Below are 16240 nucleotides of genomic sequence, written 5' to 3' on the forward strand. Positions count from 1 at the left end.
ACGGATGTGCTAGTTAGGCGCCCAATGTGACGCACGCCACACTCCGCGGTAACGGATGGCCGATTCGCCACGTCCAAAGGCTGTTACGCCAATGATGGCCTTATGATTATGCTTTTTGGCGCTCAGCTGGCCGGGTCTTGCCCTAGCACCTTGCTCAGCGCCACGCGGGCATCTTCGAGCTGCACCAGGGAGGCATGCCGGGCGCCGAGGGCGTCGCCGTTCTGGATAGCCGTCAAAATGGCTTTGTGCCGGGGGAGGGCGAGCTCATCGAAATTCGGACGCTGGTTGGAAAAGCGCACCGATTCGCGCAACGCCATCGACAGCATGTTGCACAGGTAGGCGAGCAGGTCATTGTGGGTGGCATCGGCAATACGGGCGTGAAAGTCCAGGTCTGGCTGCAGCCGCTCATCTGGCGTACGCGCTGCTTCCATCCGCTGGTAGGCCTCGCCGATCGACGCCACGTCCTCTGGCGTGGCACTGGTGGCGGCCAGGGCAGCAGCAGCAGGCTCTATGACCCAGCGTACGCTGGACAGGGTATTGAAGAACTCCTGTTGCGGCGTTGCCTGCATCAGCCAGTGCAGCACATCGGGGTCGAGCATGTGCCAGTCATGGCGCGGCCTGACCAGGGTGCCGACCCGGGGGCGCGCTTCGACCAGGCCCTTGGCCGTCAGGGCACGCATGGCCTCACGAAACACCGGCCGACTGATCGCGTAGCTTTCGCACAGGCTTGCCTCGGACGGCAGCTTCTGCCCTGGGGCGAGTTGACCGGACACGATCTGCAGGCCCAGGTCCTGGACCAAGGTAGCGTGCATGCTCTTGCGCGTTGAGGGCTGGCGGTAATTCATGAGGGGTGTGCGAGGTCCTTCTGGCGGGGGCTCGCATCATAGCACTGATGGATGCAGGGCTGTTTTGCAGCGCCTTGATGGCGGACAGAGGGGGGCTGGCGGGCCTCGGCACTCTAGCGGGCGCAGAGCTGTCGGTGCATAGACAGCTCCACGGCGTTCAAGCGGCAAGCGGCATCAAGCGCCCTCGTGCCGTTCAGCCAGTCACGGTCCCGCTTGGGGTGATGTCCCCTGGGCTAGTGAGAGTGCTTGGGCACCGCCGCCCCGCGGCAGCCGACGAGAAAGTCGAAGTCGCAGCCCTCATCAGCCTGCATCACATGGTCCAGGTAGAGCTTGGCATACCCCCCGGTGATCAGCTGTGGCGGTGGCTGCAGATCCGCCAGGCGACCGGCCAGTTCCTGCTCGTCGATGTCCAGGTGCAAGCGGCCTTGCTGGCAGTCCAGTTCGATCCAGTCCCCCTCGCGTACCACGGCCAAAGGCCCACCTGCGGCTGCTTCCGGCGCAACGTGCAGCACCACGGTCCCATAGGCCGTGCCACTCATGCGCGCGTCGGAGATGCGCACCATGTCGGTTACACCCTGGGCAAGCAACTTGGCCGGCAGCCCCATGTTGCCCACCTCGGCCATGCCGGGATAACCCTTGGGTCCGCAATACTTCATCACCAGGATCGAGTTGGCGTCCACATCCAGGTCCGGGTCGTTGATGCGGGCCTTGTAGTCTTCGAAGTGCTCGAAGACCACGGCGCGACCCCGATGCTGCATCAGCGCGGGGGTGGCCGCCGATGGCTTGAGCACTGCGCCCTTGGGCGCCAGGTTGCCCCGCAGGATACAGATACCGCCGTCGGCCACCAGCGGTTTGTCCAGCGGGCGGATGACTTCCTCATCATAAAGTGGCGCGGTGTGGCAGTTGTCCCACAGGCTCTTGCCGTTTGCGGTCAGCGCAGTCGGGTTGGGCAACAAACCATGCTCCCCCAGGCGCCGGATCACGGCCGGCAGACCGCCCGCGTAATAGAACTCCTCCATCAGGAAACGCCCCGAAGGTTGCAGGTCGACCAGCGTCGGCGTACCACGTCCCACCCGCGTCCAGTCCTCCAGTTGCAGGTCGACGCCAATGCGCCCGGCAATGGCCTTGAGGTGAATCACCGCGTTGGTCGAGCCGCCAATGGCGGCGTTCACCCGGATGGCATTTTCGAAGGCTTCGCGGGTGAGGATTTTCGACAGCCGCAAGTCTTCGCGCACCATGTCGACGATGCGCATACCCGACAAGTGCGCCAACACGTAACGGCGTGCGTCCACGGCAGGGATGGCGGCATTGTGCGGCAGCGAGGTGCCCAGCGCCTCAGCCATGCAGGCCATGGTCGAAGCCGTACCCATGGTGTTGCAGGTGCCGGCTGAGCGCGACATGCCCGCCTCGGCGGAGAGGAATTCGTTCAGGTCGATGTGGCCGGCCTTATAGGCCTCATGCATCTGCCACACGATAGTGCCGGCGCCAATATCCTTGCCTTTGTGCTTGCCGTTGAGCATTGGCCCGCCGGTCACCACGATGGCCGGAACGTCGCAGCTGGCAGCGCCCATCAGCAACGCAGGCGTGGTCTTGTCGCAACCGGTCAGCAGTACCACGGCATCGACCGGGTTCCCGCGAATGGCTTCTTCCACATCCATGCTCGCCAGATTGCGCGTGAGCATGGCCGTGGGGCGCAGGTTGGATTCGCCGCTGGAGAACACCGGGAATTCCACCGGGAAGCCGCCTGCTTCCAGCACGCCTTTCTTGACGTGCTCGGCGATCTTGCGGAAATGCGCGTTGCACGGGGTCAGCTCCGACCAGGTGTTGCAGATGCCGATAATCGGTTTGCCCTGGAACTCGTGGTCCGGAATGCCTTGGTTCTTCATCCAGCTGCGGTACATGAACCCGTTCTTGTCGGCGGTACCGAACCATTGGGCGGAGCGCAGCGACGGCTTGCTATCGGACATGATGGACACCTTATTAGTATTACTATTTATCGTTATGGTGCTCAATGTATCGCCAAAAAACCAACATGTGAAGGGTTGTTGTTTCAAATAGTAATACTATATGATCGATTTCCTAGGTCAGCGGTCTGCCAAAAAACCTCGGCCTGGTGTTGTACCCATTACAAGAACAATTGGAGACATCGCCATGATTCAGGAGCAGCGGCTCGTCCGCCTGATCACACTCAAGCTCATCCCTTTTCTGGTTCTGTTGTACCTGGTGGCTTATGTCGATCGCTCGGCGGTCGGCTTTGCCAAGCTGCACATGGGCGCCGACATTGGCCTGGGCGACGCGGCCTATGGCCTGGGCGCCGGGTTGTTCTTCATCGGCTATTTTCTATTCGAAGTGCCGAGCAACCTGCTGCTGGACCGCTTCGGCGCACGCCGCTGGTTCGCGCGCATCTTGCTCACATGGGGCGCCATCACCGTTGGCATGGCATTCGTGACCGGGCCGAACGGCTTCTATGTGATGCGCTTTCTGCTGGGGGCAGCCGAGGCGGGTTTCTTCCCGGGGGTGCTGTACTACATCACCCAGTGGTACCCGGTGCGTCATCGCGGCAAGATCCTGGGCTTGTTCATCCTTTCCCAGCCGTTGGCGATGCTGGTCACAGGGCCGCTTTCCGGCGCATTGCTGGGCCTGGACGGCACCTATGGCCTGCACGGCTGGCAATGGCTGTTCATCTGCATCGGGACCCCTGCGGTGCTGTTGGCCTGGCCCACCCTGCGCCTGTTGCCAGATGGCCCGGCCAAGGTGCGCTGGCTCAGCGACGCGCAACGCACCTGGTTGCAGGAGCAGCTGGCCAATGACCTGCGTGAATACGGCCAGACCCGCCACGGCAACCCGCTGCATGCACTCAAAGACAGCCGCGTGCTGCTGTTGGCGCTGTTCTACCTGCCCATGACCCTGAGCATCTACGGGCTTGGGTTGTGGCTGCCCACCTTGATCCACCAGTTCGGCGGCAGCGACTTGGTCACCGGTTTCGTGTCGGCGGTGCCCTACCTGTTCGGCATCATTGGTTTGCTGGTCGTGCCACGCAGCTCGGACCGCCTCAATGACCGTTACGGTCATCTGGGTCTGCTGTACGCCCTGGCCGCAGTCGGGCTGTTTCTCAGTGCTTGGTTGAGCGTGCCGGCCTTGCAACTGGCGGCGTTATGCCTGGTGGCGTTCGCCTTGTTCTCGTGCACGGCGATCTTCTGGACCCTGCCTGGGCGGTTTTTCTCCGGGGCCAGCGCTGCGGCCGGCATCGCCCTGATCAACTCGATCGGCAACCTGGGCGGCTACCTGGGCCCATTTGGCATCGGCGCCCTGAAAGAACACACGGGGCACCTGTCGTCCGGGCTGTATTTCCTGGCCCTGGTCACCGTGTTCGGGGTGCTGCTTACCGGAGTTGTCTACGCCCGCCTGGAGCGTCGACAGCGTGATGCATCCACCCAGGTGGCTGGCGCCTCCCGATAATTTTTCGCAACCGACAAGCGAGTACGACCATGCGACTGATCCAATTTGAAACCGCCACCGGCGAGCGCCATGTCGGCGTGGTGGAAGGTGACTACGTCTTGCGCGTGTGTGGCATCGACACCACCCGCGAGCTGGCCCTGCAGGCCATCGCCGCTGGCCTGACCCTGGCCGATCACGTGCAGGTAGTGGGCCTGGGCGAGCGTCACGATTACCAAACGCTGTTGGCCGAGCGCCGGGTGCTACCGCCGCTGGATCACCCCGATCCGGCCCATTGCCTAGTGACCGGCACTGGCCTGACCCACTTGGGTAGCGCCGCCACGCGCGACAAGATGCATCAGCAACAGGCCCAGGACGCCGTGACCGACAGCATGCGCATGTTCCAGTGGGGCATGGAAGGCGGCCGACCGCCAGCAGGGCAGGTGGGTGCACAACCGGAATGGTTCTACAAGGGCGATGGCGCCATTGTTGTGCGCCCTGGGGCAGACCTGCCGCTGCCGGCGTTTGCCGAGGATGCAGGCGAGGAGCCGGAGTTGGTCGGCCTGTACCTGATCGGGCCTGACGGCACGCCGTACCGCCTGGGCTACGCGCTGGGCAACGAGTTCTCCGACCATGTGATGGAGCGGCGTAACTACCTTTATCTGGCCCACTCGAAGCTGCGCGCCTGCAGTTTCGGACCGGAGCTGCGGCTCGGTGCACTGCCGGCGCACCTTGAGGGCACCAGCCGCATCCTGCGTGATGGCCAACCGGTATGGAGCCAACCCTTCCTGTCAGGTGAGCAGAACATGTGCCATAGCTTCGAGAACCTGGAGTTCCATCACTTCAAATACGACCAGTTCCTGCGACCTGGCGATATTCATGTGCACTACTTCGGCACTGCGACGCTGTCGTTCGCCGACGGCATCCAGGCGCAGCCTGGCGATACCTTCGAAATCAGCCTGCCAGCCTTCGGCGAGCCGCTGCGCAACGGCATTGCGCCAGCAGCGAAGCAGGTGCAGCCAGGGAGCGTGAAAAGCCTGTAAGCCCACCTTTGGCCGTCAGGGCACGTGCCCCGTGCCCTGGGCAGCGGTCAGGTGCGGCAACTTCAATCTCTTAATTCAGGAGTCCATCATGACTGGAAGCAATTTCATTGGCGGCCAACGCAGCGCCGCTGGCAGTGTGCGCCTGCAAAGCCTCGATGCCTGCACGGGGGAGGCCCTGCCGGTCACCTTCAGCCAGGCAACCCCCGAAGAAGTGGACGCCGCAGCCCAGGCCGCCGAAGCCGCCTTCCCCGCATACAGTGCCCTGGCACCTGAGCGCCGCGCGCAGTTTCTCGACGCTATCGCCGATCAGCTCGATGCATTGGACGATACCTTCATCGCCACCGTCTGCCGAGAAACTGCCCTGCCAGCGGGGCGCATCCAGGGCGAGCGTGCCCGCACCAGCAACCAGATGCGCCAATTCGCCAAGGTGCTGCGGCGCGGCGACTTTCTGGGCGCCCGCATCGATCGCGCGCAACCCCAGCGCCAGCCGCTGCCACGGCCTGACCTGCGTCAGTACCGCACTGGCATGGGCCCGGTGGCGGTGTTCGGCGCCAGCAATTTCCCCTTGGCCTTCTCCACGGCCGGTGGCGACACCGCCGCTGCGCTGGCGGCAGGGTGCCCGGTGGTGATCAAGGCGCACAGCGGGCACATGGCTACGGCCGAGTGGGTGGGTGAAGCCATCGAACGGGCCGCTGTAGCGACCGGCATGCCCGCTGGCGTGTTCAACATGATCTACGGCGCGGGGGTAGGTGAAGCCCTGGTGCGTCATCCGATGATTCAAGCCGTGGGCTTTACGGGCTCGCTCAAGGGTGGACGGGCCCTGTGCGACATGGCGGCCGCTCGCGCGCAGCCGATTCCGGTGTTTGCCGAAATGAGCAGCATCAACCCGGTGCTGGTGCTGCCAGGCGCGCTGCGAGCGCGAGCCCCGCAGATTGCCAGGGAGCTGGCCAATTCGGTGGTGATGGGGTGTGGTCAGTTTTGCACCAACCCGGGGCTGGTCATCGGTATCGCTGGCGAAGCCTTCAGCGACTTCCTGGCGCAGTTAGGCGCGCACCTGGCTGATCAGCCTGGCCAGACCATGCTCAATGCCGGAACCCTGCGCAGCTATTGTGCCGGCGTGCAGCGCCTGCACCAGCACCCAGGGATACGCCACCTGGCCGGGTCCACACAGGGGGGCAACCAAGCCCAGCCCCAGCTGTTCATGGCGCAGGCGAGCCTCTTGTTGCAGGGCGATGAAGTCCTTCAGGAAGAAGTGTTCGGGCCTACCACGGTCGCCATCGAAGTGGCTGACGAAGCAGAACTGCGTCGGGCTCTTGAGGCGTTGCAGGGGCAACTGACGGCCACGCTGATTGCTGAGCCTGAAGACTTCCAGCGCTTCGCCGCGCTGGTACCGGTGTTGCAACGCAAGGCCGGGCGCTTGCTGGTCAATGGCTACCCCACTGGCGTCGAAGTGTGCGAGGCGATGGTGCACGGCGGGCCGTACCCCGCCACATCCGATGCGCGCGGTACATCCGTCGGGACCCTGGCGATCGACCGTTTTCTGCGCCCAGTCTGCTTCCAGGACTACCCCGAGGCGCTACTGCCCGACGCCCTCAAAGACGCCAACCCGCTGGGCCTGCTGCGCCTGATCGACGGCCAGCATAGCCGCGAGGCGCTTGTATGAAGGCTTGACGGTTCTGGCACCGGAGCACGTGCCGCCTGGTGAGGGTCAGGCGGCTGTCAGCGGTGGAAGTCCCAAGTGATCACTGAAGACTGCTGAGTGTCAGGCAGTGAATGAGGCTCTTGACCGATTTGGGGATCTATTGAGCGTCCAGACCTGCCTTGAGGCTTTGACGAAGCGCAGTACCTGGATGGCTAGATCCACAGATCATTAGGCGTCGTGCGCTCACCGCCCTCATGGCCAGTGTTGAGGACGCCACAGGGCTCGATCATCAGCAGCTTGGCCTCGCCCTCGGCCGCTGTTCGATGCTGCACACCCCGCGGTACCACGAACAACTCGCCGGGCGCTACATGGACGCTGCGTTGCGGCAGATCGATGCGCAGCGTGCCTTCGAGTACCAGAAAGGCTTCATCGGTTTCCGGGTGCGCATGCCAGATGAATTCCCCCTCAATACGCACGACCTTGAACTGGTAGTCGTTCATCTGTGCAACAACCCTGGGGCTCCACTGACTGTCGATCATCGACGCCTTCTGGTTCAGGTTCACAGGGTGCGGCTGGATGTGCTGATTGGATTCGAACATGGTGGTTACTCCTGATTGGAGCACGCAGCCTATTGCAGCTCGGTGTCTGCAGGCTTGTACGATCCTGCACGTTGCTGGCCTGGCCGCAGGCGTTCGAGCCAGCGTAGCGGCGGCACCCCATAACTGCGGGTGAAGTGTCGGGTCATGTGGCTTTGATCATGAAAGCCTGCCGCCAGGGCTGCGTCGACCAGGGTGAAGCCATCGAGCAACAGCCGTCGCACATTGTCCAGCCGCCGGAGGGTGACGAAGCGATAGGGGCTGGTGCCGTACAAAGCCCGGAAGTCCCGGGACAGGCTCCATTGCTCACGGCCGCTGGCGCGTTCGAGCATCTCCAGGGTAATGCCCAGGTGGAGGTGCTCCAGAATGAACGCCTTGGCGCGCTCGGCGGACCGGTAATCCAAGCGCTTGCGCCCGCGTGGTTTGCCCGCGACAGCGCGCAACGCCATGGCCAGGTCGTAGACAGCGTCTTGCTCTTCCAGCCTTTCCAGAGGGTGGTCCACGCCCTGAACGAACGTTTCGCTGGCGTGGAAAAGGCGCGGGTCACTGGAGAGCCCACCGGGCACGAACGGTAGCGGCTGGCCGCCCAATGCGGCCTGAATCAGCGCAGGGTCGATGTAGGCCATGCGGTAACGGAAACCTGTCTCGGTGCCGGCCATGCCGTCGTGCAACTCATCGGGGTGCAGCACCAGCGTGTTGCCCGGCATGCCGTGGCGCAACGCGCCTTTGTAATGAAAGCTCTGAACCCCGGCCAAGGTACGGCCGATGGAGTAGGTGTCGTGCCGATGGGGATCATAGCCATGGCTACCGAACCACGCCTCGATCCGCTCGATGGCGCCAGGCTGCGTGCTGCGGATGACCCAGTCGGAAACCGGGGGCATGCTGGGCGAACGTTTCATGGCACAGGCCCCGGCGGTTCACGGAAAGGAAAGACAACGCGCTATCATAGGCTCCATTCCTTCTCACCAGAACCCACCATGAACCGTCAGAAGAAAATCAAGCAACTGCTCAAGGCGCACGCCAAGAAGGCCAGCGCCAAGCTGGCGCCGCGCAGCACCAAACCCAAGTACATCAGCAAGGCCGATCGCGAGAAGCTGGCGCTGCAAACGGCCGCAGACGCCGCAGTGCAACCCGAACCCCAGGCCTGAGCCTCAGGCTTCCGACGGGGTTTGTTCCTGCTTGTAGATCTTGAAGCCGCGCGCTTGGTAATTGCCCAGCGCGGCAGGGTGATCCAGGGTGCAGGTATGCACCCATACACGCTGCGTACCGGGCCACGCCCAGGCGCAACGCACCGCCTGGCTCAACAACGGGCCGCCAAAGCCTGCGCCCAGAAACTGCGGGGCCAAGCCGAAGTAACGGATTTCGGCGTTACGCCCGTCAGGGCGATACAGTTCGTAATACCCGGCGATGGCGCCCCGGTGGTAAGCCACCCAGGTGCGGTGAGCTTCCTGCTCGACCTGCGCCTGCCACTGCGCCTCGCTCCACGCGTCCAGGTCACCCCAGGACCAGGGCGTGCCGACCAACGCGTAGAGAAAGCGGTTGAAGGCCGGTTGTGGCACCTCGCATTCGACGATGTGCAAATCCGGGCGCTGGGGTTTTTCCACCAGTTGCTCTGGCGAGGTCATTTCTAGGTAGTACGTGGTACAGGGGGATTGCATCGTCATCTCGCATCTTCCGTTGGTCAGCTTGCCAGCATGCCTGTGGCGTAACGCCTTTGCCACCTACGCATAGGGTCACGACGGGCATGGTGCGTTGGCAAACCTTTGACAGTCGTTGGCGCAACCGCTGGCTTGATAGGGAACGCCGCCGAAAGCTTCCGATTGAACGTTTCAGCGCGCAGGTACGTCGGTATTTCTAGTCTTTTGCTATGGAGGTTTCCATGAAATATCGCGCACTCGGCAACACCGGCCTGCTGGTTTCGGAGCTGGTCATTGGCACCGTGCCTTTTGGCGGGCGAGGCTCGTTCGGGAAGACCGGCAGCGTCGATGTGGACCTGGCCAAGCGCATGTTCGCGGCGGCGTTCGACGCCGGGGTCAACCTGGTCGATACCGCCGACCTGTATTCACATGGGCTGGCTGAGGAAATTGTCGGCAAGGCACTGGGCGAGCGTCGCCACTCGATCATCCTGGCCAGCAAGGCGCGTAGCCCGATGAGCGACAACCCCAATGACAGCGGCGCTTCGCGCTACCATCTGATTCGCGCGTGCGAGGCCAGCTTGAAGCGCCTGGGCACCGACCATATCGACCTGTACCAGATCCACAACTGGGACGGCGTCACGCCAGTGGAGGAGACCCTGGCAGCACTGGATCACCTGGTGCAAAGCGGCAAGATTCGCTACTTCGGCACGTCCAACTACACCGCCTGGCAAATGATGAAGACCCTGGGCAGCGCGCAATTGAACGGCTGGCAACAGCCCGTTTCCCAGCAGATCTACTACACGCCCGAATCGCGCGAGGCCGAGTACGAGTTGTTGCCGATGGCGATTGACCAGGGCTTTGCCACGCTGGTCTGGGGGCCGTTGGGTGAAGGGCTGTTGACTGGCAAGGTGCGTCGTGGCCAGCAGACGCCCAAGGGCACTCGTCAGGGTAACGACTGGCCGGAACCCTATGTGCATGATCGTGAGCGCGCCTACGACATCATCGAGACCTTGATCGCGGTCGGCGAACGCCACGTTTGCTCGCCTTCACGCGTCTGCCTGGCCTGGCTCAAGGATCGCCCGGGCATTACCAGCGTGATTACCGCTGGCCGCACCCTCGATCAGCTGCAAGACAATTTGCAGGCGGCAGACCTGGTGTTGACGCAAGAGGACCTGAAGCAGATCGAACAGGCCACCCGCATCGCGCCGCAGTATCCCTACTGGCACCGCATTGCCGCCGGCATGGACCGCATCGATCCGGCTGAAGCGCCGTTCATCGAGCTGTACCGAGAGACCATGAAGTAACACCTGCACCGCTTGATACCAGGTCGTCTTGCCCGCTTGGCAAGGCGATCTTGGTGGTGGTGTGAATTATTTCCTGTCTCGCCGGTCAAGTAATGAGTTCCCAACCTAGACCGAGGTGCTCATGCACGCCTTCACTGTTCGCTACTCGCTCAATGGCAATTCGACCGACCACACCTTCGAGTTGGACCAGCGTGGCCTGGCCCTGCACGAAGCGGCGTTGCACCTGATCGTGCTGCATTTCGGCGACGGCGAGAACAGCCTGGTGATGCCCGCAGCCGATGCCACGCCCGATGAAATCCTGGCGCAAGCCCAGGTGCTGGGGTTGACGGATATCGTGGTGGTCTAGGTTGCTCGCTGGTGGACGCTAGGTGGAACTGTCTTGCGCCGCCTTCGCAGGCTAGCGAGTCTCGCGTAGGAGCGGTCTTGTACCGCGATGGGCTGCGCAGCAGCCCCAGGATTTCAGCTCCGCAACTTAGATTGCCGGGGCCGCTGCGCGGCCCATCGCGGTACAAGACCGCTCCTACCGGAAATCGGCTAGCCTTCAGAAGCGGCACCAGGCAGCCGCTTACACTCCTCACCACATCCTTCTCAAGGCTTGCCGTTGCGACGACGAGGCCGTCTTCTACAGCCACCTATACAACCCGCCTGCCCAGCAATGCAGCCACCGCTTGGGGTGTGAAGGAACGCGCCACGCGCGCCAGTGTGGCGGCGTCATAGTCTGCTGCGTTGCTGTGGCGCAGGGCAGCCAGGATCACCCGGCTGATGCCTTCTGCGTCCAAGACGGTCGCCGCTCTGATCACACTTGCCATCATCCTTGTCTCCCTCGATTACGACAGACGGGCCTCAACCCGATCGAACGCCTGCGCCGACCCTGTTCTCGAAAGCATGTAAGCCTCATCCATTCTTTCGAGGTACGCGGCAATGAACAGAGACCCCATGGCACAGGACGACGCTGACGAGGATATGCCCGTCTCACCGGACCCGTCGGTAAACCCCGACAACCCGACCATACCCGATCCGGACGATGATCCGCTCATGAACGAAGAGGAGGGTGGTGACTGGGCCGATACCGAGCAGCCGCCCATGGATGAGAATACGCCCCGAGCATAACAGGCGTTGTTCAGTTTTCAGCCATTCCTCGCCGCCTTGGCTAAGGTGCCGGCGGCGACAGCTCTGACCAGACTCATGCTATTTCAGCGCCTCAATCAGGAGAATGCGTATGCCAATCGATAACAATGGTCCTGCAGCACCCTACCCAGGCCCGGCTCAGAACACCCCGGACACCGGTGAGGGTCATGGTTCAGGCCTTGAACAGGCCCCTTCGGAACCCAAGCAAGGCGCCGGCCAGGCAGGCGGCGAGCGCCCCGAGGACTGGAACCCACCCCCCGGAAACCCCGGCTCCGACCAGGACAGCCAGGTGCCACGCGACAACGGTACCGCACGAACCCATGAAGACCCTGGCGCAGGGGATGCAGCGCTTGAGGAAGACATGAAGGACGTGCAAGCCAACAACTCTGTTTCGCAAGAACATCCGCGATACTGACTTGAACCCGAGGCGCTGGGGCTGTCCACAGCGCCTTTGGGCAACGCTAGCGGCCGCGCAGCAAGCCGGCCAGCACTACCGTCAATGCAACCGCCGTCCCCATGGCCAGCACGATGGTCGGCATGACCCCCAGCGCTTTCATCAGCCCCGACAACATCAGGTAGAACGCCAATACACCTACTGCGCCAATGGCATTGCCGCGCACCATGGCCGCCATGCCCGCGCGCCCATTCTGCACATGGGCAAACACCATCAACGGCCAGGCGATGACAGGGATCGGCGCGAGCATGCCGCTCGTCTGGGGTCCAAGCCAGGCGGCCAGGTGCGTGGTGATCATCAGCAACGCCGTTGCCGAGACCATGCGCAAGGGAATTTCCCAGTAACGATGCCGTACACGTGCCAGGGTCTCAGGCTTGGGTTCGCGCCCGCTGGCGATAATCAGCAATACGATCAGCCCCAGCGCCACCCCTATCGACACGCACAAATGGCCCCAGTGCGTAAGCACATAGGCGACCAAGCCGTAGAAGACGATCGCCAGGCCCGCAGCAGCCCCGATGGCGAGGCTGCGTGTGGCATACAGGTAGAACGCGTAGGTAGCGAGCACGGCTGCCAGCCCCCCGAGTGCACCGGGCACGGCGTTGAGGGCAAAGTCCGTCCCTTGCTCCAGGCTCAGGAAGGTCATCACCAGCCCCGAGGTAATGGGCATGCCCGCCAGCAGTCCCCCTAACAGCCCGCCCCAGCGCCTGGAAGCGAGAGAAATGGCCCACATCAGCAAAGGGGTAATGGCAAGTTTCAGGTAGAACAAGGTCATCGCGGCGCGTTCCGGCTCTCAAGACAGTGCCGACTTTACCCTGTTGAATGCCCGGGTGCTCGCCACTGATGCCTACCAGGGGATGTTGCGACCGTCCCAGCCCCAGAAGCTACCCGTAACGCTCGGTCCGAGACGCCCGATCAGTTCCACGATGCACTGCGCGGCAAACGTCGTCTCGAACAGTTTGCCCTCAGGCACATTGCCCTGGAACGGCCTTGATAGTTCCGTGTCCGTGGTGCCCGGATGCAGGGCCAGAACAGTCGCATTCGGGTTCAGGCGCTTGAGTTCGATACTGGCTGTGTGCAGCAACTGATTGAGCGCCGACTTGCTGGCCCGGTAGCTGTACCAACCCCCCAGACGGTTGTCGCTGATCGAACCCACACGCGCGGACAGTGCAGCGAAGGTTGCAGGTTGCTTGCGCAGCAGAGGCAGCAGGTGCTTGAGCAGCAGAATCGGGGCGAAGGCGTTGGTGGTGAAGCTGGCGTGCAAACTGGCAAGGTCCAACTGCGCCAGAGACTTTTCGGCCTTGGCGTTTTCCTGGTGCAGGATCCCCAAGGTACTGATGACAACGTGCAAGTGCGCACATCGCTCGCCGGCTTGCGCGGCCATGGCGGCCAGGCTGGCCTCCTCGCGCGCGTCGCAGTCCACTAGCAATATACGATTCGGATTAGCGTCGGCCAGCGCCCTCAATGCCGGATTCTGCGTGGCATGGCGCGATACAGCGATCAGCTGATCGACGTCTTCGCGCCTCGCCAGCGCGTTGCACAGCGCGAGCCCGATTCCACGGCTGGCACCGCAGATCAGTACGCAGGCTTCATCGTCCAACCCTAGTATGAGACTCATGACAAGCACACTCTGGCCATCGTTTCGGTCATGGGTAGACCGCTTTAGTCATCCGAATTTCCATCGACATGAGGTTCAGCCGTCGGTATCCGGTTCGCCACCCCAAACGGCACGTGCACCATCGGCAAATCGCCCGCAGGCGAGTGCAGGTGGCTGCGCTGGTCATCAAAGAAGACGTGGGGCTTGAGAATCGACAAGACGCGCGGTTTCTCCATGCCACCCAGAAAGAAACACTCGTCGGGCGATACTCCCCAATCTTTTAGGGTCGTCACCACCCGCTCATGGGAAGGTGCATTGCGCGCCGTCACGATGGCGATACGCAAGATGCGCTTGTAGTGGGGATCATCTTCGAGCTTGCGGTCTTCGAGGGTGCGAATCAGCGACAGTTTGCGGTACAGGTCGGCCAGGGGCCCAGGTGTGTGGGGAACGCGCTGGTGTGCCTGCTCGTGGGCCTGGAACTCATCCAGGCTGTTGCCACGCTTGTAGACGCTTTCGGCTTCGTCGTCGGCGATCACGCCATCGAAGTCGAACGCCACGCGCAGCTCGGTATCGATTTCGTCATCGTAGATGCGGGTCGGCAGAACACGGCCTGCGGGGTAATTGGCGTCGATGGCTTTCTGTACGTCCTCTTCGTTAGCGCTTAGAAACAGCGATGCGTTGAACGCTGGTATGTACTCGTATGGAGAGCGGCCGGACATGAACGCGGCGCGGGTGATGTCCAGGCCGTAGTGGTTGATCGAGCGAAATACCCGCAGGCCTGTTTCCGGCGAATTACGCGATAGCAACACCACCTCGACGGGCAGCTGCTCCGGGAATGCCTGGTTGATACGCAAAAAACGACGGATAAACGGAAACGCCACGCCTTTGGGGAAAGGCTCATCCAGATTCTGTTCCTGGTGCCGCCGGTACGCTTCGACGCCGTCCTGGGTGTAGATGTCGTCCGAGACGGTCAGGTCGAACAGCGCACTGGAGGCAACGCCAATCACCAGTTTCTGTTCGATGGGGTAAGGCATGGGAGACTCCCTAGGGCCCCGGCAGAGGCGCAAAGTCAGAGGGGAATATAATCGTTACGCGAAACGACAGGTTTGTGCGGCCCTTCGACCAGGTGCACGTACAACCCGTCTACGCAGTCGATGGCCAGGCAGTCGTCCACGCTCAGCACGGCATCGGTATGCGGCTTGAGCCAGCCGGTTTGCATGTGTTGCTTGCCCAATGCCTTGGCATCGGCCTTGTTACGGGCGCTGACCAGCACGTAGCGGTGCGCTTCGCCGAACAGGCCGCGTTCGTAGCCGCCCAGGTTGATGAAGTACAGGCGCAGCGCACCACGTTTTGCCGGGTAGGGGTGCAACTCCACCCGCATGCCATCCACGCCGTCGACTTCCAGCCAGGCATCGATGTGCAGCCCCTGCTGGCTGCCGAACCATGCGTCGCGCAGCTGCGGGTAGGCCTGTTGCAAGCTGGGGGCCTGGGCGAACACCATGTCGTGGACCTCGATCTTGGCCCCTGCATGGCGTCCCCCCAGCATGACGATATAAAGCATGAGGTTTCCTTGTTGAACCGGTCATCGCAGGGCGTCATTTTGCAGCATCCGCAGGCGGCTTCAAGCGCAGTGCTTGGCGCGTGAGCACAAGACGGCTAGTGTGGGCGAACCTTTGACTGCGAGATAGCAAGATGCGCACTCCTTTTCTGTTCCTGGCGATGCTCTGTGCACCCCTGGTGCAAGCCGCCGAGCACTGGACCTTGAATGACCAGTTCGACCAGGCATTCACGTTGGACGACAAGACCCGCGTGGTCATGGTTGCGCGCAGCATGGCCACTGCACGGTTGGTCAACAATGCGGTCGAGCACACGCCAGAGGGCTATCTTGAAGCGCGGGGCGTGGTCTTTGTCGCAGACATCGAGAAGATGCCCAGCATGGTGGCAGCGGTGATGGTACCTGCCATGCGCTCGGCCAATTACCGGATCTTGCTGGATCGGGACGGGGAGGTGGCCAAGGGCTACGGCGGGGACCGCGAATCGGTGCAATGGCTGGAGGTTCAGGACGGCAAAGTGATGGCCGAGCAGCGGTACAGTGATTTGCCCAGTTTGAGGCAGGCGTTGGTGAAAATGGCTGGGCGGGTGGCGGGAGGGTGATACACGGGCATGAGGGTTGATGCACGACGTACAAGCGTCTGGATTGGGAGCGAGGGCACCTTTCTAACCGCACCAGGGTATTATCGCATCACGCTGAGAGCTCAGCGATATGTTGCAACGGACCGCGAAGCAATCCAGCATTCAGGCTTCCCAGCTCAAGTGTGTGACACCGCTCACCCAGACCTCGCACGGCCATTGTAGGAGCGGCCTTGTGCCGCGATGGGCCGCGCAGCGGCCCCGACGATATGAGCTGCGGAGCTGAAATCCTGGGACTGCTGCGCAGCCTATCGCGGCCGGTCCCGCGCCCCGGCAATATGTGCTGCGAAGCTGAAATGCTGGGGCCGCTGCGAAGCTGAAATGCTGGGGCCGCTGCGCGGCCCATCGCGGCACAAGGCCGCTCCCACCCGG

19 protein-coding genes are annotated in these 16240 nt (G+C 62.6%); 9 read left to right on the top strand and 10 right to left on the bottom strand.

Annotated elements, in window-relative coordinates:
- Positions 1-122: 122 nt before the first annotated feature.
- Positions 123-845, bottom strand: coding sequence for a FadR/GntR family transcriptional regulator (locus ACF8E5_RS04215; protein WP_182138737.1), 723 nt, complete (start codon positions 843-845; stop codon positions 123-125).
- Positions 846-1078: 233 nt separating this feature from the next.
- Entirely contained in the window at positions 1079-2812 is a 1734-nt protein-coding gene (locus tag ACF8E5_RS04220; RefSeq protein ID WP_078478470.1) for an IlvD/Edd family dehydratase, read from the bottom strand.
- A gap of 184 nt (positions 2813-2996) precedes the next feature.
- Between ACF8E5_RS04220 and ACF8E5_RS04225 the strand changes: the two genes are divergently transcribed.
- The 3 genes from ACF8E5_RS04225 (at position 2997) to ACF8E5_RS04235 (ending at position 6986) form a co-directional block, all read left to right on the top strand.
- Positions 2997-4304: an MFS transporter gene (locus tag ACF8E5_RS04225; protein ID WP_058603328.1), complete on the top strand. Its 1308-nt coding sequence runs from the start codon at positions 2997-2999 to the stop codon at positions 4302-4304.
- 29 nt (positions 4305-4333) lie between these two features.
- Positions 4334-5323, top strand: coding sequence for an AraD1 family protein (gene araD1 / locus ACF8E5_RS04230; protein WP_196185840.1), 990 nt, complete (start codon positions 4334-4336; stop codon positions 5321-5323).
- 88 nt (positions 5324-5411) lie between these two features.
- Positions 5412-6986 carry an aldehyde dehydrogenase (NADP(+)) gene (locus tag ACF8E5_RS04235; protein ID WP_196125588.1) on the top strand — a complete coding sequence of 525 codons (1575 nt, stop codon included), beginning with the start codon at positions 5412-5414 and terminating at the stop codon, positions 6984-6986.
- Positions 6987-7177: 191 nt separating this feature from the next.
- Here the strand turns inward: ACF8E5_RS04235 and ACF8E5_RS04240 are convergent, their stop codons facing one another.
- Both ACF8E5_RS04240 and ACF8E5_RS04245 read right to left on the bottom strand, forming a co-directional pair.
- Entirely contained in the window at positions 7178-7564 is a 387-nt protein-coding gene (locus ACF8E5_RS04240; RefSeq protein WP_325942193.1) for a cupin domain-containing protein, read from the bottom strand.
- Between the two features lie 29 nt (positions 7565-7593).
- Positions 7594-8460: an AraC family transcriptional regulator gene (locus ACF8E5_RS04245; RefSeq protein ID WP_078478474.1), complete on the bottom strand. Its 867-nt coding sequence runs from the start codon at positions 8458-8460 to the stop codon at positions 7594-7596.
- A gap of 78 nt (positions 8461-8538) precedes the next feature.
- Between ACF8E5_RS04245 and ACF8E5_RS04250 the strand changes: the two genes are divergently transcribed.
- The gene (locus tag ACF8E5_RS04250; RefSeq protein ID WP_078478475.1) at positions 8539-8709 is read left to right on the top strand and encodes a DUF2986 domain-containing protein; all 171 of its coding nucleotides are present in this window, start codon (positions 8539-8541) and stop codon (positions 8707-8709) included.
- A gap of 3 nt (positions 8710-8712) precedes the next feature.
- On the opposite strand, the gene ACF8E5_RS04255 is transcribed toward ACF8E5_RS04250, so the two are convergent.
- Complete coding sequence (locus tag ACF8E5_RS04255; protein WP_058639928.1) at positions 8713-9219, bottom strand: GNAT family N-acetyltransferase; 507 nt, start codon at positions 9217-9219, stop codon at positions 8713-8715.
- A 221-nt stretch (positions 9220-9440) separates the two neighbouring features.
- Here ACF8E5_RS04255 and ACF8E5_RS04260 point away from each other — a divergent pair, with 221 nt between their 5' ends.
- Together ACF8E5_RS04260 and ACF8E5_RS04265 are read left to right on the top strand one after the other, a co-directional pair.
- On the top strand, positions 9441-10502 hold the full coding sequence (locus tag ACF8E5_RS04260) for an aldo/keto reductase (protein ID WP_392474946.1): 1062 nt from the start codon (positions 9441-9443) through the stop codon (positions 10500-10502).
- Positions 10503-10623: 121 nt separating this feature from the next.
- Entirely contained in the window at positions 10624-10848 is a 225-nt protein-coding gene (locus tag ACF8E5_RS04265; protein ID WP_144964578.1) for a hypothetical protein, read from the top strand.
- Positions 10849-11134: 286 nt separating this feature from the next.
- Here the strand turns inward: ACF8E5_RS04265 and ACF8E5_RS04270 are convergent, their stop codons facing one another.
- A complete protein-coding gene (locus tag ACF8E5_RS04270; protein ID WP_392474947.1) occupies positions 11135-11311 on the bottom strand; it encodes a hypothetical protein in 177 nt (58 codons plus the stop codon).
- 112 nt (positions 11312-11423) lie between these two features.
- Between ACF8E5_RS04270 and ACF8E5_RS04275 the strand changes: the two genes are divergently transcribed.
- Together ACF8E5_RS04275 and ACF8E5_RS04280 are read left to right on the top strand one after the other, a co-directional pair.
- Positions 11424-11612: a hypothetical protein gene (locus tag ACF8E5_RS04275; protein ID WP_197843733.1), complete on the top strand. Its 189-nt coding sequence runs from the start codon at positions 11424-11426 to the stop codon at positions 11610-11612.
- Positions 11613-11721: 109 nt separating this feature from the next.
- Positions 11722-12045: a hypothetical protein gene (locus tag ACF8E5_RS04280; RefSeq protein ID WP_196125581.1), complete on the top strand. Its 324-nt coding sequence runs from the start codon at positions 11722-11724 to the stop codon at positions 12043-12045.
- 46 nt (positions 12046-12091) lie between these two features.
- Here ACF8E5_RS04280 and ACF8E5_RS04285 read toward each other — a convergent pair whose 3' ends face one another.
- From ACF8E5_RS04285 to ACF8E5_RS04300, 4 genes are all read right to left on the bottom strand, one after another.
- Entirely contained in the window at positions 12092-12856 is a 765-nt protein-coding gene (locus tag ACF8E5_RS04285; protein ID WP_392474948.1) for a hypothetical protein, read from the bottom strand.
- Positions 12857-12928: 72 nt separating this feature from the next.
- Entirely contained in the window at positions 12929-13699 is a 771-nt protein-coding gene (locus tag ACF8E5_RS04290; protein WP_197843732.1) for an SDR family NAD(P)-dependent oxidoreductase, read from the bottom strand.
- Positions 13700-13743: 44 nt separating this feature from the next.
- Positions 13744-14712 (bottom strand): 5'-nucleotidase, encoded by a 969-nt coding sequence (locus ACF8E5_RS04295; RefSeq protein WP_058639906.1) that lies wholly within the window; start codon positions 14710-14712, stop codon positions 13744-13746.
- A gap of 35 nt (positions 14713-14747) precedes the next feature.
- Positions 14748-15239, bottom strand: coding sequence for a DUF1543 domain-containing protein (locus ACF8E5_RS04300; protein WP_196185848.1), 492 nt, complete (start codon positions 15237-15239; stop codon positions 14748-14750).
- Between the two features lie 131 nt (positions 15240-15370).
- On the opposite strand from ACF8E5_RS04300, the gene ACF8E5_RS04305 reads away from it, so the two are divergent.
- Positions 15371-15832, top strand: a complete 462-nt coding sequence (locus ACF8E5_RS04305) for a hypothetical protein (RefSeq protein WP_058603315.1) — start codon at positions 15371-15373, stop codon at positions 15830-15832.
- Positions 15833-16240 lie beyond the last annotated feature (408 nt).

Origin of the sequence: Pseudomonas sp. WSY_20, assembly GCF_043104335.1 — a bacterium.
Lineage (GTDB): Bacteria > Pseudomonadota > Gammaproteobacteria > Pseudomonadales > Pseudomonadaceae > Aquipseudomonas > Aquipseudomonas parafulva_B.